The sequence below is a fragment of the Escherichia sp. MOD1-EC6842 genome (genome assembly GCF_002965705.1).
GTDB lineage: Bacteria > Pseudomonadota > Gammaproteobacteria > Enterobacterales > Enterobacteriaceae > Escherichia > Escherichia ruysiae.
The window spans coordinates 43489-62607 of sequence record NZ_PTRF01000001.1 but is presented as its reverse complement, the minus strand read 5'-3'; the positions used below and the strand labels follow the sequence as shown (position 1 = coordinate 62607).

14 protein-coding genes are annotated in these 19119 nt (G+C 51.9%); 1 reads left to right on the top strand and 13 read right to left on the bottom strand.

Going from position 1 to position 19119, the window contains the following annotated elements; genetic code table 11:
• The 5 genes from ldtD to cmoM all read right to left on the bottom strand — a co-directional run bounded on the left by ldtD (window position 1) and on the right by cmoM (window position 9353).
• The gene (gene ldtD / locus A7Z29_RS00325) at window positions 1-1848 is read right to left on the bottom strand and encodes a L,D-transpeptidase (RefSeq protein ID WP_000926032.1); all 1848 of its coding nucleotides are present in this window, start codon (window positions 1846-1848) and stop codon (window positions 1-3) included.
• Window positions 1849-2103: 255 nt separating this feature from the next.
• Complete coding sequence (gene mukB / locus A7Z29_RS00320; protein WP_105289660.1) at window positions 2104-6564, bottom strand: chromosome partition protein MukB; 4461 nt, start codon at window positions 6562-6564, stop codon at window positions 2104-2106.
• Complete coding sequence (mukE, locus tag A7Z29_RS00315) at window positions 6564-7268, bottom strand: chromosome partition protein MukE (protein WP_010344468.1); 705 nt, start codon at window positions 7266-7268, stop codon at window positions 6564-6566. Before mukE ends, mukB begins: the two co-directional genes overlap by 1 nt.
• Window positions 7249-8571 carry a chromosome partition protein MukF gene (mukF, locus tag A7Z29_RS00310; RefSeq protein ID WP_001288859.1) on the bottom strand — a complete coding sequence of 441 codons (1323 nt, stop codon included), beginning with the start codon at window positions 8569-8571 and terminating at the stop codon, window positions 7249-7251. Before mukF ends, mukE begins: the two co-directional genes overlap by 20 nt.
• The gene (gene cmoM, locus A7Z29_RS00305) at window positions 8568-9353 is read right to left on the bottom strand and encodes a tRNA uridine 5-oxyacetic acid(34) methyltransferase CmoM (protein ID WP_010344470.1); all 786 of its coding nucleotides are present in this window, start codon (window positions 9351-9353) and stop codon (window positions 8568-8570) included. Before cmoM ends, mukF begins: the two co-directional genes overlap by 4 nt.
• A gap of 135 nt (window positions 9354-9488) precedes the next feature.
• Here cmoM and elyC point away from each other — a divergent pair, with 135 nt between their 5' ends.
• On the top strand, window positions 9489-10268 hold the full coding sequence (gene elyC, locus A7Z29_RS00300; protein ID WP_000899558.1) for an envelope biogenesis factor ElyC: 780 nt from the start codon (window positions 9489-9491) through the stop codon (window positions 10266-10268).
• Here elyC and A7Z29_RS00295 read toward each other — a convergent pair.
• The 8 genes from A7Z29_RS00295 to ihfB all read right to left on the bottom strand — a co-directional run bounded on the left by A7Z29_RS00295 (window position 10245) and on the right by ihfB (window position 19059).
• Window positions 10245-11138, bottom strand: coding sequence for a YcbJ family phosphotransferase (locus tag A7Z29_RS00295; protein WP_105289659.1), 894 nt, complete (start codon window positions 11136-11138; stop codon window positions 10245-10247). The genes elyC and A7Z29_RS00295 overlap by 24 nt on opposite strands.
• A 152-nt stretch (window positions 11139-11290) precedes the next feature.
• Window positions 11291-12037 (bottom strand): 3-deoxy-manno-octulosonate cytidylyltransferase, encoded by a 747-nt coding sequence (gene kdsB, locus A7Z29_RS00290; protein WP_000011598.1) that lies wholly within the window; start codon window positions 12035-12037, stop codon window positions 11291-11293.
• On the bottom strand, window positions 12034-12216 hold the full coding sequence (ycaR, locus tag A7Z29_RS00285) for a protein YcaR (RefSeq protein ID WP_000350069.1): 183 nt from the start codon (window positions 12214-12216) through the stop codon (window positions 12034-12036). The genes kdsB and ycaR overlap by 4 nt, the downstream gene beginning before the upstream one ends.
• A gap of 51 nt (window positions 12217-12267) precedes the next feature.
• The gene (ycaQ, locus tag A7Z29_RS00280) at window positions 12268-13500 is read right to left on the bottom strand and encodes a crosslink repair DNA glycosylase YcaQ (protein ID WP_032225488.1); all 1233 of its coding nucleotides are present in this window, start codon (window positions 13498-13500) and stop codon (window positions 12268-12270) included.
• 35 nt (window positions 13501-13535) lie between these two features.
• The gene (lpxK, locus tag A7Z29_RS00275) at window positions 13536-14522 is read right to left on the bottom strand and encodes a tetraacyldisaccharide 4'-kinase (RefSeq protein WP_032225489.1); all 987 of its coding nucleotides are present in this window, start codon (window positions 14520-14522) and stop codon (window positions 13536-13538) included.
• Complete coding sequence (gene msbA / locus A7Z29_RS00270; protein ID WP_000551251.1) at window positions 14519-16267, bottom strand: lipid A ABC transporter ATP-binding protein/permease MsbA; 1749 nt, start codon at window positions 16265-16267, stop codon at window positions 14519-14521. The genes lpxK and msbA overlap by 4 nt, the downstream gene beginning before the upstream one ends.
• Before the next feature lie 36 nt (window positions 16268-16303).
• On the bottom strand, window positions 16304-18568 hold the full coding sequence (locus A7Z29_RS00265; RefSeq protein ID WP_105289658.1) for a ComEC family protein: 2265 nt from the start codon (window positions 18566-18568) through the stop codon (window positions 16304-16306).
• A 206-nt stretch (window positions 18569-18774) separates the two neighbouring features.
• Entirely contained in the window at window positions 18775-19059 is a 285-nt protein-coding gene (ihfB, locus tag A7Z29_RS00260) for an integration host factor subunit beta (protein ID WP_000167328.1), read from the bottom strand.
• Window positions 19060-19119: the final 60 nt, after the last annotated feature.

The window sequence follows — 19119 nt, the reverse complement described above, 5'->3', positions numbered from 1 at the left end:
TTATCTGATTAATTGTTCCGCTTTCGATACAATTTGCGAGCTGGATCGCGCAGGCAGATCATAATTGTAAATATCTGTACGATATTGAGTACGACCATCTGCACCGACAAAAGCGGTCAGGTAGTAGAGATTAACCGGGATCGACTGACGGATATTGACGTAACGGGTATCTCCCTGCTTCAGGGCGTCGGAAATACGCTTGTCATTCCAGCCTGCATCCTGCAACAGCATATTTGCCAGATCAGATGCCTTATTCACCCGCACACACCCTGAGCTTAACGCGCGTGTATCACGCTTGAACAGATTGTGATTAGGCGTGTCATGTAAGTAGATAGCGTCTGAACTCGGCATATTAAATTTATACCGTCCTAGCGAATTTCGTGGGCCAGGAGCTTGCTGGAAGCGGAACGGTAAATTCGAGGCGGTAATCGTTGACCAGTCAACCTGCCACGGATCAATCGCTTCTTTGCTGTTCCAGCCGCGCATCACCGTATAGCCATGACTTTCCAGATAACCCGGATCGTTACGCACTTTCGGCAGAATATCTTTGCGTGCCAGCGTCGGCGGTACGTTCCACGGCGGATTCACCACCACATTGTTTAAAGCACTGCTCATCATCGGTGTTTTGCGGTCAGGACGGCCGACAATCACCCGCGAGTCCAGCACCTGATTACCGTTCTGGTAATAGACCAAAGAATAGGCGGGTATATTGACCATGATGCCAGTAGAAAGCTCCGCAGGCAGCAAGCGTAAACGCTGGATGTTGAGTGCCAGCACACCTGCACGCTGGGCTGGCGTTACATTTAACCAGTCCCGCGTTGCCGGACCAATAGCGCCATCGGCCCCCAATCCTTGCCATGCCTGAAAACGTTTAACGGCTTCCACCAGCTCATTATCGTAGGCAGCGCGTACGGCTGGCGCAGGTTTACTGCGAGCCGTAGTTTGCCTATCCATCGGCTTAGTTTCTGCTGTTTCGACGGCAACGGCGGACGGACTCACGACTGCATCTGCGGGTGTTTCATCGCCAGGGAGCGCAATTTTCGGCCCGCCTTCGAGCATTCCCGTACGCTGCAAAATCTCGCGCAGTGCTGGTACGTCATTACTCCACTGGCCAGGACGCAGCGTTGCTTTACCGGTCAGTTGTGGCCACGGTTTCGTATCGCTGAGTAAGGTCAATAAAGATTCATGCATCGCGGCATATTGCGGATGCTGCGGAGCCAGTCCTGCAACAAACGTTGGCAACTGACCATTATTTAGCGCCACCTGCCATTGGTTAATGACCGAGAGCGGTGGTGTAGAGAGCGCATAAGGTTTACTGCTGTACAACCAGTGCGTACCTTTGACCGGAATGTTGGCAACGAAATGGAGATAGCCCAGCATTGCATCCGACAGCACTACGTCGCGTGCCAGACCGTTAACGCCAGGATCAGTCAGTAACTCTACCCATTTATTAAACTGCGGCTGAAAACCGGCAATCGCCACTTCCGCCAGTTGCTGCTGGAAGGCTTTTACCGCATCACGGTTTTCCCACATAGGCTGCATGTCACGTGCGGCATACAGCAGTTGAAGCTGGTTAAGATAAACCGGCTTATAACCTGCGGGTAATTGAGATTCGATTTGTGTGCGAGCGTTTTCCGCCGCACCCTCTGGTAGCGGCTGAAGTCCCGCCATAATTGCCGTAGCTTGCGCTTGCGGCAGTGCATCTCCCTGTTCGCTAACAGCCACCGGGCTGTCGCCAGGGATTACTTCAGGCTCATCAGCCTGCACACTGAACAGTGGAGCGAATGTTACGGCCAGACACAAACTTATTGCCGAAAGCCGACGACCACACATCATGTTAAGCAACATCCCTTGCCCCCTGTTTTTATCATACTTTGAATAGCCAGGCTGCTTTTCTCTACTTGCCTGTACAACGCCAATACTCACGAAAGTATGACGAGCAAGCCTGTTACTTATCAGGCTTACCTTCAGTATATAAACACCGATACGTTTTTACACAACCTAATGTAAAGAAGTTTAAAGAAAAGCGCGCCGTAATGCGGCATTTTTTTAGTGCAGAAACGGAGTTTTCTGAAAAAAGGCGACATCGCTGCCGCCTTAATCTTAACTTGCCTGGGAAGACGCTTCGTCAGCCCCTGGAAGCGTTTCTGGAAGCTGCGGCGCAAAGCCACGTAAACCAACCACATGAACGTGCTCGGTATTCTGGAATACCTTACGCACCAGTTTGTAGGTGGTGCCTTTCTCCGGGCTAATATTTTCTGGCGCCGCGATGATGAGCTGCATTTGCAAACGCTCACACAATTCAAACAGCGTGGCGATAGAACGAGCATCCAGTCGCGCTGCTTCATCGAGGAACAGCAGGCGGCAAGGAGAAATGTCTTTACCGCGCAGTCGGCGTGATTCATCTTCCCAGCTCTGTACCACCATCACCAGAATCGACATACCTGTACCAATTGCTTCACCGGTAGATAGTGCGCCCGATTCCGCACGCAACCAGCCATCGGAACCACGGTTAACCTCAACTTCCATCTCCAGGTAGTTGCGGTAATCCAGCAGTTCTTCACCAATGGTCTGCGGTGTGCGCTGGCCCATATCAATCTGCGGGTTAAGACGCTGATACAGTTTCGCCAGGGCTTCCGAGAAGGTCAGACGGTTGCTGTTAAATAGATCCTGATGTTGTTCATGCTGTTCAGAAAGGACATCCAGCAGCATGGCGTGAGTTTCACGCACGTTCACGTTCAGACGCACGCTGTTCACCTGACCGAACGAAACGTTCTGCAATCCCTGGTTGAGCATACGGATGCGGTTCTGCTCGCGCTGAATGGTTTTACGAATGATGTTTGCCACGCTGCGAGAACTGATCGCCAGTTTCTGTTCGCGGGAAGTTAACTCTTCGGTCAGACGGCTAAGTTCGATTTCCATCTGCTCGATAGCTTCAACCGGATCATCGGTACGAATAATATCCTGACGAATACGTTCACGCAGATGCTGGTAAACCGCCACGAAGAACTGAATTTTACGTTCCGGACGTTTTGGATCTTCCGACATACGCAGCACGTCGCGTAGATGTTCGTTATCCGCTACCGCCAGACGCAGCGCACCTAACGCCTTATCCGACATGGAACGCAAATCATCAGCGGAGAGATAAGCCAGCTCGCGACGGTGCAAGCGACGCTCAACACCGTTATCTTTCACCATGCGCATGACTGCACACCAGCCCGCTTTGGCGGTCACCACCTGCTCGCGCATCTCAAAGTAATCACGTTCCAGCTTGCGCAGTTTGCGGGTCAGGTTGTCCATCTCCGCTTCGCAGAAGGTAAGTGCTTTTTCCAGTTGGTTGCGACGAGAACGGTTATTGCTCAGTTGCGCATGTAGTTCGTCACGGCGAATGCGCGCCCGTTCTTCTGCCCCGCTATCGGCACGCACACCGATATCCTGCAATTCGCGTTGCAGATCGTTAAGCAGCTCTTTTTTGGTGTCGTAAGAACTTTTCAGCGAGGCCAGTACCTGGTTGTACTGGCTCAACTGCGCTGCATGACCACGCAACGCTTCACGAGCGCGGGTACGTTCCGCCTCTGCCTGCTCCAGACGTTCACGCAGTTTTTCGTTGAGATCGCTGTTACCGCTGAGCATTTCTGCCGAGTCGGAGTAGCTAAAGTGCGCACGACGCTGCACAACTTCAGTCAGGGCAAATGCCTGCTGACGGGCATCGCGCTGCATCTGCTGGGAGTACGCGTAATCTTCTTTTAACTGTTCGAATTGTTCAGGGTCGCTCTGCAATACTGAAACCATCGGCTCCAGTTTCGCCAGTTGATTACCGAACTGCTGAACAAAACGCGCGGCTTCCTGGGCTTCATCCAGACGTTCGCGGATTTCATCGACGCGATCTGCCAGGCTGTCATCAGCCAGCAGGTTGAGACGCGGCAGAATGCGGTTCAGCGCGGTAACGCCCTCTTTCGCCTGCTCAAACTGAATACGTTGCTGCTGGTTATCATTTTCATGATTACTCAACGCACGCTCCAGCTCGACGCGACGGCTGTTGAGTTGGCGGATTTCGGCTTCCGGATCGGACTCAAACGCCACCGCCAGATGGCTGCCGATAAAGCGGCTAAATGCCTGATGCAAACGCTGGGTTTTCTGTACATCAAAGGAGAGCGTAGCAAAACGTTCAGAGAGCACTTCACGCTCAGCATGAAGGCTTTCAATGCGGCTTTCGCGCGCCGCACGACCAAATAGCGGAACTTCCGGGAAGCGTGAGTAACGCCACTGACGGTCGGCAATTTTCACCACCACCGCTTTTTCCAGCTCATCAACGCTGAACACGCTGTCATCGAACGACTGCGGATCACCTTCGATCAGATAGAGATCTTCCGGGCAATCGGTTAAACCTTCCAGTTGTTCGGCAATCTGCGACAGATCCGGCACGACGATCGCGTGACGAGACGGGCCATATAGCGCAGAGAAGTACGGCGCATCTTCAAGGCTAACGTCGTCATAAATTTCTGACAGCAGCACGCCACCAAAACGTTCTGCCAGCGCATTCAGGCGCTGATCTTCAGAGCCGCCCGGCTGGCTTAAACGCTCAATCTCTTCGTCAACGGCGTTTTTGCGTGCCCCCACTTCGTCACGTTCAACAATCGCTTCGCGCTCACGCTCCAGCAACTGTTGCATGTATTCAGTGACGTCCTGGCTGGAAGTGAACTCTTCACCGCACTGCTCACTCAACTGATTGAGGCTGTTTTGCGCCGCCAGCCAAACCGGCGCACGCTGCATCAGACTCTGAATGCGTGATTGTAGTTGTTCCTGTTCCTGACGCAGCGCCATGCGCTCTTCACGGGCGTTAGACACGCTGTCAGACAGAGAAGCAATGCGCGCTTCCAGCTCCTGATGCAGGGCTTCCAGTTCGTCGATATCGAAATTCTTGCCCTGACGTTTGCAGAATTCTGCCAGCAGGCGTTCGGCTTCTTGCTGCTCGCGCAGACGCTGTTCCAGTTCGCTTAAGCGCATCCGCAGCGGCTGAACCTGTTCTGCCAGGTGGCGTTGATCGACCCCTTCGCGCAGCAGTTCGCGGGCGACCTCCCACGCTTCGTTACGCGCCAGCGGACCGTTGATTGCTACTACCAATTGATAAGCCTGCTCAAACTGGCTGTGCGCGGTTTGCGCCATGCTCATTTTCTGCTCAAGAGAGAGCATTTTTTCGGTCGCTTCCAGCTCTTTCGCCTGGAAGGTTTCCAGCCATTCGGCGGCGCTGTCGGCGGTTAAGTCCGGCAGATGACACAATTCTTTGGCACGATTAAGCGCAGCAATCGCCTGGTTGTACTGGATCGCGCGCGTTTGCTGGACGTCCAGCGCCTGCTGGTAGTCAGCAAGCTGGCTTTTCAGCTCATCCACTTCCAGTTCGGCGGCTTCCGCACGCGCTTCGTTCTCTTCCTGGCGCTCGATGGCTTCTGCCACCACTTCGTTTTGCTCTTCCAGACGGATCTGAAGCTCATCGAGCTCCGCTTCGTAACGTTCGATCTTTTCCTGCTGACGCAGTGCAGTCTGCACCAGGTTCAGGTGATCGCTGGCCGCCTGATAATCCGCTTCCAGATCGCCTTCGGCACCGTTGTGCTCTGCCAGCTCACGCGCCATATCGACGTGTTTGTACTGCTCCGCCGCCAGTTGCTGACGCGAAGTGTGTAGCTCACGACGAAACTCCAGAGCTTTGTCGAGATGGACACGGCGCTCGTTAGCGTGACGCATGTAGTCCGCCGCCACGTAGTTGGTGGCTTCGCTAATCAGATGCTTGAACAAGTCACGGTCAGACTGGGTGACACGAATCGCTTCCAGCGTCATGCGGTTTTCACGCAGCGCCGCTTCCATGTCCTGGAACGCTTTACGCACACCGCTGTTTTCTGGCAGCAGGTAGTCGCGCAGAGAACGGGTAATGGCGCTGGAAATACCGCCGTACAGCGAGGCTTCGATCAGACGATAGAATTTACTACGATCAGAAGCAGAACGCAGACGACGCGCGATGATGCCCAGATCGAACATCAGCGAATGGTAATCGGTGATGGAGTTGAACTGCTTAAACTGCACGCCTTCCATCGCTTCGAGTTTGTCTTTCAGCTCGTTAAGCGGCAGCACGCGCGCCTGACGTTCGTTCAGGGTTTCGGTCACCAGTTGCGTCGGCTGCACCGACATCGGCAGCCCCTGAATGGCAAACGGTTTGATATCAACTTTACGATCGCGCCCGGCAACCTGTTGTAGACGCACACCAACCACCACGCGCTGGTGGCGCGAGTTGATGGTGTCGAGCATTGAATAACAGACACCCGCTTTTAACTTACCGTGCAGGCCTTTATCTCGCGAACCGCTGGTGGCTCCGGCTTCCGTGGTGTTACGAAAGTGCAACAAGGTCAGGTCGGGGATAAGCGCCGTAACGAACGCCGCCATGGTGGTTGATTTACCCGCACCATTACCGCCGGAAAGCGTCGTGACCAGCTCATCAAGGTCAAAGGTACGGGCAAAAAAGCCATTCCAGTTAATCAGCGTCAGTGAGCGAAATTTACCGCGTTCAATCATTATTCTTCCTCTCCGCTATCTGGCTGATTCTCTTCAGTTTCGTCGTTGAGTTGCAGGTGGTTTTCCAGCGACATAGCTTCACCATCGCGAATCAGGCGACGCTGGGCTTCGCGCGGATCGTCGCCCGCACGGACATCCGCACCGAAACGGAACACCGATTCAGTAATGCGGAACTTGCTGCTGTCGTGCCCCATAAACCACACCATGCCTAAGCGGCGCAGACGGTTGAGCGAAGAGCGTACTTTTTCCTGCAACTTCTGGCGATCCACGTCCGAACCGGTAGAACGGTTGTTTACCAGTTTCAGCAGTTTCGCTTCATCAGCCAGGGTGAGCAGTTCATCATACAGTTCCTGCTGAGTAAAAATCCCCTCGTTCGCCAGCCGTTCCGGGCTGAGATAGAGATAACAGAGGATTTTCCCGACCATCATGTCCAGTTCCGACAATACGGAGCGCGGGATAATAGTGGTAGAACGTGGGCGCAAATAGAAAAAACCTTCCGGCGCGCGAATAAGCTCCACGTTATAACGTGCGTAAAACTCTTCCAGATATTCCTGAAAATCCATCAGGAATGCATGATTATCCAGTTCGTCGAGGCCAATATGACGGCCTGAACGTAAGGCGCTATCCAGCGCCGGAAATAACGGATTCGCCAGCGCCTGCGCCAGCTTAACCGGCATCACTTGTTCAATATTTGTCGATGACATGCGCCTGTACCTTGGCTCCGTAATCATTAATCGGCTGCCATTTCGCTGGCAGTCCGGTGAAATCTGCTTGCGCTACGCCGAGGCGTACCGCCTGATCAATAACAATACGCGCAACGTCAAAGTGACGCGCACGTGGATACTGCGCCAGATATTCGCGTACCACCAGACCAAGATCCAGCGGTACTTGTCTGGTTTTGTACACGGCGAGCTGTTCTTCGATGATCGCCGCCAGTTGTTCGCGGATCTCGTTGAACTCTTCGTACTCTAAATCTGGCGGAAGCTCCCCGGTCACTTCTTCGTCGCGCAGCGCCATCTCTTCGTCACGCATATCCAACAGACGATCGGCATTAGCGTAAGTCAGCGCCCACGGTTCATCAAAATAGGTTTGTACCGACTGACGTAACCGCTGAGCAAAGACGCGGTTTTTATCCATATCGATAGCAGTACGGATAAATTTGTGTACGTGGCGATCGTAGCCAATCCACAAGTCGATAGATTGCTGTCCCCAGCTGATAATACGATCGAGCTTACTTTGCAGATCGAACACCAGACTATCGACAAAATGCAGATCGTCATGCGTCATGGTCGCATCCTGGATGCGCAACAGGTTAGCCTGCAATTTGTCACCTGCCGCTTCCAGCGTATCCTGCAATTCACGCAGCGTACCGGAGGTTTCTGAAAGCAACAATTCGCAGCTGGAGATCGCCGCGCGCCAGTCTTTATTCAGCAACTGAGCGATGTCATCTTTCACCTGCTGCTGCTGCTCATCCATCAGACGTTGCGTTAGATCGATGCTGTCGAAAATTTCTGCTACCGAATATTTCAGCGGAGCATAGACATTGCGGTGCCAGTGAAACTCATCGCCGCCCTCTTCTGCCGCGTCCGCCGCACGCTTCAGTTCGCCTGCAACGATCGACAACTGCATAGAAAGACGTAGCGTAGAAAACTCACGCTGACGGATGTAGTAGTCAGTAATGCCGATGCCGAGCGGCGTCAGACGATATATAGCATTCCCTTCCGCCTGCTCACTGGTAAAGCGGTTCAGCAGACGTTGACGCACCATGTCGTTGATCGCGTTGTTGGCGCGCACGCCGATGGTTTCGCTGGTTTGCTCAAACGCATCACTCACATGGCGGAATGCATCCACCAGCTCGCCTTCACTCATCTCACCATCCAGACGCTCGCCATTCAGCGTGGCAACCGCCAGCAGAAAAGAGAGTCGGTCTACCGGCAGCGAGATGGAGAAGTCATTTTTTCTGGCCCAGGCAACCAGTTCGGGGACTGTCTGGGAAAATTCACTCATACTTTATCCTTGCTCTGCGGTTTGCGCGCGGTGACATGAATATAACGCCCCAGGCTGATATACGGTTCCTGACGGCAATAACGCGTTTCTAATTCAAGTAATGCTTCGTAGCAGTCGCGCTGCTGGTGCTTTTCACGCAGATAATCATGAAACACGCGAACGCCGGTTTTACCCATAATTTGCCAGCCAGCTTCTTCCAGCCACTGATATACCTGCGCCGGGTCGCGTGGATAGTCTGGCGAAAGCGTCCGTTTTTTCTTTTTCGGCATTCCCGCCTGCACGTAATCAAAATTCCCTGCGACCATGTTATGCATCAGCAAGCCATGCGCATTGTAGAACATTAATGACAACACGCCGCCTGGGCGCAACACTGACCACAACGTTTGCAATACGCTGCGGGGATCAGCCACCCATTCCAGCACCGCATGGAACAATATCAGATCAACGGGCGTTTCCAAATGCGAAGCAACGTCCTGAGCGGCGCAATGTATAAATTGCATGTTGTCGCTCACACCTTTAGCGTCTGCCGCCTGCTTTGCGCGGTCGATCATCTGGGCGGAGAGATCGCATAAAATGACCTGATGCCCTCGTTCGGCCATTTTGATCGCGGTCTGTCCTTCTCCACCACCGGCATCCAGCACACGCAGTTTTTGCGGTTCCATATCCACCAGCACACGATCGAGATCCTGCCACAGAATAGCCTGTCGAAGCTGTCCTTTGGTGGTGCCGTAAATGTTACGGGAAAACTTTTCCGCAATGTCATCAAAATTGCGATCCTGCATTGCTTTCTCCACCGGTTGGCTAAGACGTTTTCTGATAAAGGCGCTATTTTGTCACAGCCACGGCGAGAATGAACCCGTCTGGTGTAATATCACTGTCGATCCCTCGCTATATGGTTAAAAAAGGAACCAGAAAGGATGCTTTTTACACTGAAAAAAGTGATTGGCGGTATGCTGCTGCCGCTTCCGCTAATGTTGTTGATTATCGGTGTGGGTCTGGTGCTACTGTGGTTTAGCCGTTTTCAAAAAACTGGAAAGATATTTATTAGCGCAGGATGGTTGGCGCTTTTGTTATTAAGTTTGCAACCGGTAGCCGACCGCCTGCTGCGTCCCATCGAAAGCACTTATCCGACATGGAATAATGCACAAAAAGTGGACTATATCGTGGTGCTCGGAGGTGGTTATACCTGGAACCCGCAGTGGGCACCAAGTTCAAATTTAATCAATAATAGTTTGCCGCGCCTGAATGAAGGTATTCGTTTATGGCGCGAGAATCCGGGATCAAAACTGATCTTCACGGGAGGCGTAGCAAAAACCAATACGGTGAGTACAGCGGAAGTAGGTGCCAGAGTGGCGCAATCGCTGGGCGTGCCGCGTGAACAAATTATTACGCTGGATTTGCCAAAAGATACCGAAGAAGAAGCAGCCGCAGTGAAACAGGCCATTGGTGACGCCCCTTTCCTGCTGGTGACATCTGCGTCTCATTTGCCGCGCGCGATGATCTTTTTCCAGCAGGAAGGCCTGAATCCGCTGCCAGCCCCGGCGAATCAGCTGGCAATCGACTCGCCGCTTAATCCGTGGGAACGGGCGATTCCCTCTCCGGTCTGGTTGATGCATAGCGACCGTGTAGGCTATGAAACGCTTGGTCGCATCTGGCAGTGGCTGAAAGGTTCGTCAGGCGAGCCAGGGAAGGAGTGATTTTGATGCCAGATCGAAGTTGCGCCGACTAAACCGTCCGGTATTGACCAGTTGCGCAACTTCATCCCATAACACATACAGCCAACGCCGCCAGATGAAAGACTCCGCCACTGGCGCGCGTTGCAGGTAACTCCAGAGTAAATCTTCTGCCAGAGTGTTATCCATCAACCGGAACAGCTCATACTCACGTGGCGCCCAAAGCATGAGGCCCGGCCCTACCATCGCCAGTAATTGATCGCTACGAGAATCTTTCAACATGCTGCGCAAACAGAAATTGCCATGAATCAGCACACAATTGTCGTTAAAGCCTTCAAATAAGGCCGGAAGACATTCGCGAGTGCGGAACAGGATACGCTTATCCTGCATCGTTAGTCCGGTGTTATGGAACTGATTGAGCGTGGTCCATAGCACTTCAACATATTGCCGATACCAGGAGGGCCAGAAATTTTCCTGAGTGTTGTCGACTGCGCCGACGCAACCTCGACTGTCCTGTCGATGCCAGGCCAGCAGAGCTTCAACAATTTGCTCTTTCAGATGCTCCCAGCGTTCCGGTGTACGCGCGGGAGCTTCTACAGAAACACCACGCATCCGCTCCAGTAACAGGACATCGGGGCCAGGATGTTCTTCATGTGTCATCACGCCATAGATGGTTGGCATACGAACAGTCCCGCTGCGCGCCAGCATGGTGGTCTTCCATGCCAACTGGCGGGCTTGGCCTGGCGTACTAAAGCTTCTCGCCATTAACGGCATTGGGTTTCCCTGGCTGTCATACAAAGCCCACAACGCCGTATCCGCTTTTTCATTGACGCACTCAATACGACTGAGTTTTTCGCCCAGTAAATGGCTTAATTCGGCACGCAGCTGTTCCATTCAGATTACCCTCATAAAAGCTACTGCCTTCATAATGAGCGCCAATGTAAAAGATGTCACCTGAATGAGATCAATTGTTGAAAAGAAAAATGAGGAAAATCGTAACGGTACGACACTCCCCCCAAAATCAGGTGGAGTGTCGTGAAATCAGCTTAGAGCATTTCAGCGCGAACGCGCTCGAGATCTTCAGGGGTATCCACTCCTGTACCAGGAACTTCCTGGGCAACAGCAACGTGGATTTTTTCGCCGTACCACAGTACGCGAAGCTGCTCTAACATTTCGATGTGTTCTAACGGACTTGGCTGCCAGGTGACGTAACGACGGATAAAGCCTGCACGGTAGCCATAAATACCAAGATGACGCAGGAAGTTATCACCAACGGTTTCCAGACCTTTTGCAAAACGGTCACGATCCCACGGAATGGTGGCTCGTGAGAAGTAAAGCGCATAACCTTCAGCGTCAAGCACCACTTTAACCGCATTCGGATTAAAGGCTTCTTCCGCACTGTGGATGGGTACAGCCAGAGTAGCCATGCCTACTTCACGCTGGGCGAGATTATCAGCAACCTGACGAATGATTGTCGCAGGGATCATTGGCTCATCGCCCTGCACATTAACAATCACCGTGTCGTCGCTGAACGCGCATTTTTCGACAACTTCCGCCAGGCGTTCGGTGCCTGACTGATGATCGGCGCGCGTCATGCACACTTCCCCTCCTGCCGCTTCAACAGCGCGGGCAACATCTTGATGATCGGTTGCGACAATGATGCGATCGGCTCCTGATTCGCGGGCGCGTTCAAGAACATGAACGATCATCGGCTTACCGTTAATATCGACCAACGGTTTACCAGGCAGACGCGTAGAAGCGTAGCGTGCAGGAATAATCACCACAAAACTCATGATTTACTCTCATCAGCAGTCAGCACGCGGGCTTCCGTTTCCAACAGCACAGGGATGCCATCGCGCAGCGGGAAAGCCAGGTTATCCAGTTTGCAAATCAGTTCTTGTTTTTCTTGGTTATACCAAAGTTTGCCGTTGCAAACCGGGCAGGCAACGATTTCAAGCAGACGATGATCCATAGTTCCTCCAGATGGATCGGGTTATGAATGCATAAATCTTATCATAATCATTTATGCCCAGGGGGCTATTTCCCAGCCTGTGCGGCAATCACTAAAGAGACCGTGTGGGCAGCGCCCTAATGTCACTCGCGTTGCCTGCTGCCAGCCAGCAAAATCGGTAATCGCCTGGCGTAATCCTTTTTGAAGAGAAGCAGTCAGTTTGATGCCATCCTGTAACCAAAGGGCGATAACTTCAAGGACGCCCGTCTGGCGATGCATTTTAGCATCCATTCGCCCGACTAATTGTCCACGATGCAGTAACGGCAGAACGAAATAGCCATACTGGCGTTTCGGTGCCGGCGTGTAGCATTCCAGCCGGTAGCTAAAATCAAAAAGCTGCTCTGCGCGTTTGCGATCCCAGACGACAGGGTCAAAGGGTGACAGTACAGTGCTATGCGTCGCGGTGAGTTTCCCCGCGAGAGCTGTTTCGAGAAGAGGCAACAAATCAATATGCAGCCAGAGTTGTCCTAACCTCTCCACATTTACGGGGATAATTTTCTGCTGTTCAGCACGCACATCACGCCAGGCAGCCAGCGCCGGGCGTTTAAGGCGATAGTAATCCGCCAGCCACTGTTCGCGGAATATTCCCAGGCTACGCGCACTGTTATCCAGCATAGTGATTTCTGCTTCTGTTTGCGAAACGAGGTCACACTTATCATCCCAGTGCGGCATGACACGATGGGTTAAATCATAAATGCGCTGGAAATTACGCCTTTCAATCACCATAACCTTTCCAGCAGTAAACAGCCCTTCCAGATGGCGTTTATGCGGCTTCCACTCCCACCAACCGCTTGCCCCTTTGCGGGGATGAGCAAAATCGGCTGAACGTACGGGTCCGTTATCCTGAATGTACTGAAGTAACTGTTCAATTTCTTCCGCATGTTCCCGCATCCAGGCGTCTTGATATTTCCAGCCCATTTTTTCTGGCGCCAGCATCCGGTGGCGAATGAGATGAAAATCACTACGCGGCATAAAGCAGGCTTCATGCGCCCAGTATTCCATTAATTCGCCATGCGCCAGCGACTCGTCCAGCCACTGCGGAGGATAATTACCCAGACGACTAAAAAGCACCAAATAAGGGCTGCGAGCAACGATATTGATAGTGTCGATTTGCAGCAAGGACATGCGGGAGATAGCTGCCAGAATATCTTGCGGCAACGCGCGACGACGAGATTTTTTTAACAGACCTTGCGCAGCGAGATGAAGATTACGTGCATCAGCAAGAGAGATATACGGCAGCGTCATTCATGGCTCCATCAATTGAACGCTGCTGCTGCGAATTAGTTGCCAGAAGCCAGCGAGGAAAGTTGCGCGAGCAGTTTCTCTGGCTCAGCGCCCGAAAACTGTGCGTCAACGGGCAAATACCACCAATTTTCTTCTGCAAAGCCCCGGCATTTCACCGCATCTTTTTCAGTCATAACCAGTGTTTGCCCGGCACTTAACAATGCGCTGACATCTGCATGATTCAAAGACTGATGATCGGACAACGGCACACATTTTTCCGGTTGCACACCACACATCTTCAGCGTGGCAAAAAAGCGCGGCGGATGACCAATCCCCGCCATTGCCACCACATGTTCAAGTTGTGCAACATCACAACGAGCACCGGTACGCAAATTCACCGCCTGACCCGGCAGCAGATGCATGGGGATTTCACCGCTGCGGGGGACACCGCCGTTGACGATTACCGCATCAACCGACTTTAAGCGCCCCGCTCGCTCACGCATTGGCCCCGCCGGCAACCACCAGCCATTGCCAAAGCGACGCACACCATCAATAACGACGATTTCCACATCACGCGCCAGACGATAATGCTGTAAACCGTCGTCGGTTACGATGAGCTGCACATCAGGATGTTGCGCCAGAATGGCTTTTACCGCATCAGAACGCACGGGAGAAACTGCAACAGGCGCGCCAGTACGCTGATAAATCAGCACCGGTTCATCACCCGCCTGTGCTGTGGTGGTCTCTGCCGACAATAACATCGGATACGACTCGGCCTTACCGCCATAGCCCCGGGATACAACACCAACACGAATACCACGTTTTTGCAGTTGTTCTACCAGCCAGACAACGACCGGGGTTTTCCCGTTGCCACCTGCGGTGAGATTACCGACCACCACAACTGGCACCGGGGCACGCCATGCGCGCTTCAGTTTTAGTTTATAGCAAAGACGGATAGCGCCACTCACCAGGCCATACAACCAGGAGAGTGGCAGCAACAGCCGCCACAAAGGGGATTCACCAGACCAGATTTTTTCGATCATTGACCAAATTGCATTTTGTGAAGTTGCGCGTAGACACCACGGTGCTCAAGCAAATCATTATGCGTGCCGCGTTCCACAATGACACCATCCTCAACGACCACAATTTCGTCTGCCTTTTCAATGGTAGACAAACGGTGAGCAATCACCAGTGAGGTACGGTTTTTCTGTAGCTCGTCAAGCGCCGCCTGAATCGCACGTTCGGATTCTGTATCCAGCGCCGAGGTGGCTTCATCAAGGATCAGAATCGGGCTGTCACGCAACAAAGCTCGAGCGATAGCGATACGCTGGCGCTGACCGCCAGAGAGCAACACGCCGTTTTCACCAATCACCGTATCAAGACCGTTATCCATCTTATTGATAAAGTCCATGGCATAAGCCATACGCGCCGCTTCTTCAATTTGCTCACGGCTGTACTGGTCTGTACGTGCGTAAGCAATGTTGTTGGCAACCGTATCGTTAAACAAATGGACATTCTGCGATACCAGTGCAACCTGGTTACGCAATGACGCCAGGGTATACTCGCGCAGATCGTGACCATCCATCAGGATTTCGCCTTCATCAATATCGTAGAAACGCGTGATCAAGCTGGCGATTGTTGATTTACCTGAACCAGAACGTCCGACCAGAGCGACCGTTTTCCCTGCCGGAATTTTTAGGTTGATGTTACGCAGAGCGGGAACTTCACGCCCCGGATAGGTAAAAGTGACATTGCGAAATTCGACGTCGCCGATTGCTCGTTCAATCTCGCGTTTACCTTCGTCTTTCTCCTGTTCACTATCCAGAATGGTAAACAGCGTCTGACAGGCCGCCATACCACGCTGGAATTGGGCGTTAACGTTGGTCAGCGATTTCAGCGGACGCATCAGTGCAATCATCGAAGAGAAGACAACGGTAATCGTACCTGCTGTCAGGCTATCCATTACACTTGGGAAGCTCGCTGCATACAGAACAAACGCCAGCGCCAAAGAGGCAATCAGCTGAATGATTGGGTCAGAGATAGAAGAGGCTGATACCATCTTCATTCCCTGCAAACGCATCTTGTTGCTGACCTTATCAAAACGCTTCGTTTCCACTTCCTGGCCGCCAAAAATCAGCACCTCTTTGTGGCCTTTCAGCATCTGTTCTGCACTGGTGGTCACCTGCCCCATGGTGTTCTGCATGTTTTTACTGATGCTGCGAAAACGCTTCGATACGATACGAATCGCAATCGAGACGATCGGCGCCAGCACAATCAAAATGATCGACAACTGCCAGCTGTAATAGAACATCATGGCGAACAGACCGATAATGGAAGCACCTTCACGCACCACCGTAATCAGCGCGCCGGAAGACGACGAAGCAACCTGTTCAGAATCGTAAGTAATACGTGAAAGCAGAGTCCCGGTTGACTGTTTGTCAAAAAATGACACCGGCATTCCCATCATGTGACCAAACAGGCGGCGACGCATAGTCATTACCACTTTTCCTGATACCCAGGAGATGCAGTAACTGGAAATATAACTGGTGATACCACGTAAAATCATCAGCCCAATAACCACCAGCGGCATCCACATCAGCACGGAGCGATCGGTTTTACCAAAGCCATCATCGAGAAGTGGCTTAAGGAGCGATAACATGAAGGTATCGCTGGCTGCGTTGAGAATTAACGCTATGCCCGCCACGATCAGACCCGCTTTAAAAGGCGCAATGGTTGGCCACAGTCGGCGGAATGTCTGCCACGTAGAGAGATCTTTGTCGTTATGCATTCAAAAAACCAGCATTTGTTGAAATAGCCGCATATTCTACCCGTTATCCACTGGCACGCCAAACCACTGATGATACCAACGAGGTAAAATTTGCTCTCTTAGGCTGCGTACCTGCCAGCCTTGCGCTGAAAAATCGACGGTTATTTGCCCCTGATGCGGGGTGTCAACCCATTGATATCCCTGAAGTTGATAGCGTCTTTTAACTTTACTGGAGGGTAGTCGCCATGCGTTATAGCGCGATGCCGATGCCAGTGCCACTTTTCCATTCACACGCTGAATTAATGGCAATGATGATGAGGTATTACTGCCATGATGGGGCACCTGAAGTAATGTTGCCTGCACGTGTTGCCAGTAACGACTTAGCATTTTTTGTTCAGCGAATGCTTCAATATCACCGGTTAAAAGAATGCTATACGTTCCGTCATCAATCTTAACCACACAGGAATGGTTATTTCCTTTATCGTTGCTACCTTGTAAAGGCCAGTGTGCGCTAAAACGTAATCCTTGCCACTGCCACGCTTCACCACGCATACAGGGCTGATGATGTTCCCAGTTTAAAGGACTTCTGACCCATAACGTCGGCCAGACACGTAATATCGAGTCCAGCCCTCCCCGATGATCCAGATGCTCATGACTCAGAATGACGCCTTCCGGTTCAAGGTTATGCCAGCGTAGCCAGGGGACAATCAGTTGTTGCCCGCTGTCACCTTCTGGCCAGGCGAGCCCCGTATCATAGAGAATCGCTTTGCCGTTTCGCGCAATTACCATTGCCAGCCCTTGCCCGACATCAAGCATATACACCTGCCACTCGTCAGACCGTGGTTTTTGCCACAATGGACAACACATCATTATGCCTCCAGCCACGCACAGCGCAGGCAACGTTCGCCATGCGTTTAGTCGCCATCCTACCAGTAATAACCAGGGAAAAAATGATATCCATTGCCAACGTTCAGCAATGTTGACCCATCCTTCCGGCAAGCTCTTTAACAACCAGAAAAGTAAAGCCAAAGATCTGTCGACCAGAAACCATAATCCTTGTTCCACGATTAATGGTCCGCTTAAATGCACTATCATCGCGGCGAGAATCAACGGAACCGTTATAAATGTCACTAAGGGAATAGCGAACAGATTTGCTATAAACGAGGTCAGGCTAATGCCATGAAATATGACTATTTGCACTGGCATGAGCAGAAGCGTTATTCCCAGTTGCAGATGGATGAAGGAAACAATAGCGCGCAATACTGGCGGCAGCGACCAGACCGGACAGGGAAACCACTGATACCAAAAAATCAGCGCCGCCACCGCAGCGGCAGAGAGCCATAAACTTTGCGAGAGAATGGCAACAGGATCCATCAGCAAAATTGCCGCCAGACAACATATCCATACATCCCAGCCACTCCACTGTCGCCCACTTAACTTAAGCATTCCCCACGTAGCAAGCGCCACCACGGTACGCAATGCAGGAGGTTGCATTCCCGTCAACCAGGCATAAAAAGCAGCACAGCAGATTCCGCCAATTAATGGTATTTGCCAGTGGATCCAGCGCCCAGGCAGAAAAATTTGTCCACTGCGAATCAGTCCGGCAGCCAGCAACGCCGCAAAAGCGATGTGCAATCCCGATATAGCCATTAAATGCGCTGTACCAGTATTGCGCATAATATCTTTGATTTCTTTAGGCACAGATAACCGTTCACCCATACCTAAGCCAAGAATCACCGCTTTCCACAGATAAGGTTGCAGGGTCGTTTGCAAAGAGGCCAGATATTGCGCCCGCAGACTACACCCCGGTTCAATGATTCTTGCCTGAAGAAAACGCCCGGTTAGAGTCTGGTGCTGGGCAATAGCATAACGCTGGCTGTCAAAGCCGCCATCATTAAGCTGACCGTGAACCGCACGAACTCTGAGTTTCATTGACCATTGTTGTCCGGCACAAACCGCTTGTGGCAGATACTCGCCATACAGCACGATGCCTGGCGCAGGGAAAAGACGTCGACCTTGTAGATGGGTAATTTGAGCGTAATGAGTGGTCATGCCGTCAGTAGCAGTAATTTCGACAATTGCATCCTGCGTCGCGCCAGTTAAGGTTTCTCCTGCCCACAAAATTTGCTTTGCCGCCAATACGCCCCAAATGAAAAACAGCAATGTTAGCGTGAAATAACGAACGGTTTTTACAGGAATAAATGCCAGTACGCAGGCAAAGACAGTCAGACACGCAAGGGGTAATGTTCCAGGCAATTGCGGCAAAATCAGCAGCGGAAAAATTCCGCAAATAATGCATACACCGACTGTCGTTATTTTCATGCACCCCTCCCTGTTTTTGGAAAGTGTGCAACTTTGTTGAACGGTTGTCTGGCGGGAGTTTTGCGTTCCCCGAGACGGGTTCAGAAGAATTTAACGGAAAGGTGAAAACTACACAAAACTCTGCGAGGCAGCTTCCAGTTCCAGATTACAGAAATGAAAAAAGCACCCGACAGGTGCTTTTCTCGCGTTCAAGTTTGAGTGAAAACTTAACCGTAAATATTGGCGCGATCGCGCAGTTCTTTTCCTGGTTTAAAGTGAGGAACGTATTTTCCTTCCAGTTCTACTTTATCGCCAGTCTTCGGATTACGTCCGGTACGTGGTGCGCGGTAGTGCAAAGAGAAACTGCCGAAACCGCGGATTTCAATACGCTCGCCCTGCGCAAGAGTCGAGGCCATATGCTCCAGCATCTCTTTTACTGCATCTTCAACCGTCTTAGCGGGAATGTGCGATTGCTGGTTGGCAAGTCTTTCTATCAATTCTGACTTGGTCATGATTCCTCCGGTTCCTTAAAGGCAAATTAAGCGGCTGCTGTTGCTGCATTGATTAAGGGC

Excerpts from the sequence above, each read along its gene's own strand:
- ldtD (WP_000926032.1), bottom strand. The coding sequence starts at position 1,848 with ATGTTGCTTAACATGATGTGTGGTCGTCGGCTTTCGGCAATAAGTTTG.
- mukB (WP_105289660.1), bottom strand. The coding sequence starts at position 6,564 with ATGATTGAACGCGGTAAATTTCGCTCACTGACGCTGATTAACTGGAAT.
- mukE (WP_010344468.1), bottom strand. The coding sequence starts at position 7,268 with ATGTCATCGACAAATATTGAACAAGTGATGCCGGTTAAGCTGGCGCAG.
- mukF (WP_001288859.1), bottom strand. The coding sequence starts at position 8,571 with ATGAGTGAATTTTCCCAGACAGTCCCCGAACTGGTTGCCTGGGCCAGA.
- cmoM (WP_010344470.1), bottom strand. The coding sequence starts at position 9,353 with ATGCAGGATCGCAATTTTGATGACATTGCGGAAAAGTTTTCCCGTAAC.
- elyC (WP_000899558.1), top strand. The coding sequence starts at position 9,489 with ATGCTTTTTACACTGAAAAAAGTGATTGGCGGTATGCTGCTGCCGCTT.
- A7Z29_RS00295 (WP_105289659.1), bottom strand. The coding sequence starts at position 11,138 with ATGGAACAGCTGCGTGCCGAATTAAGCCATTTACTGGGCGAAAAACTC.
- kdsB (WP_000011598.1), bottom strand. The coding sequence starts at position 12,037 with ATGAGTTTTGTGGTGATTATTCCTGCACGCTACGCTTCTACGCGTCTG.
- ycaR (WP_000350069.1), bottom strand. The coding sequence starts at position 12,216 with ATGGATCATCGTCTGCTTGAAATCGTTGCCTGCCCGGTTTGCAACGGC.
- ycaQ (WP_032225488.1), bottom strand. The coding sequence starts at position 13,500 with ATGACGCTGCCGTATATCTCTCTTGCTGATGCACGTAATCTTCATCTC.
- lpxK (WP_032225489.1), bottom strand. The coding sequence starts at position 14,522 with ATGATCGAAAAAATCTGGTCTGGTGAATCCCCTTTGTGGCGGCTGTTG.
- msbA (WP_000551251.1), bottom strand. The coding sequence starts at position 16,267 with ATGCATAACGACAAAGATCTCTCTACGTGGCAGACATTCCGCCGACTG.
- A7Z29_RS00265 (WP_105289658.1), bottom strand. The coding sequence starts at position 18,568 with ATGAAAATAACGACAGTCGGTGTATGCATTATTTGCGGAATTTTTCCG.
- ihfB (WP_000167328.1), bottom strand. The coding sequence starts at position 19,059 with ATGACCAAGTCAGAATTGATAGAAAGACTTGCCAACCAGCAATCGCAC.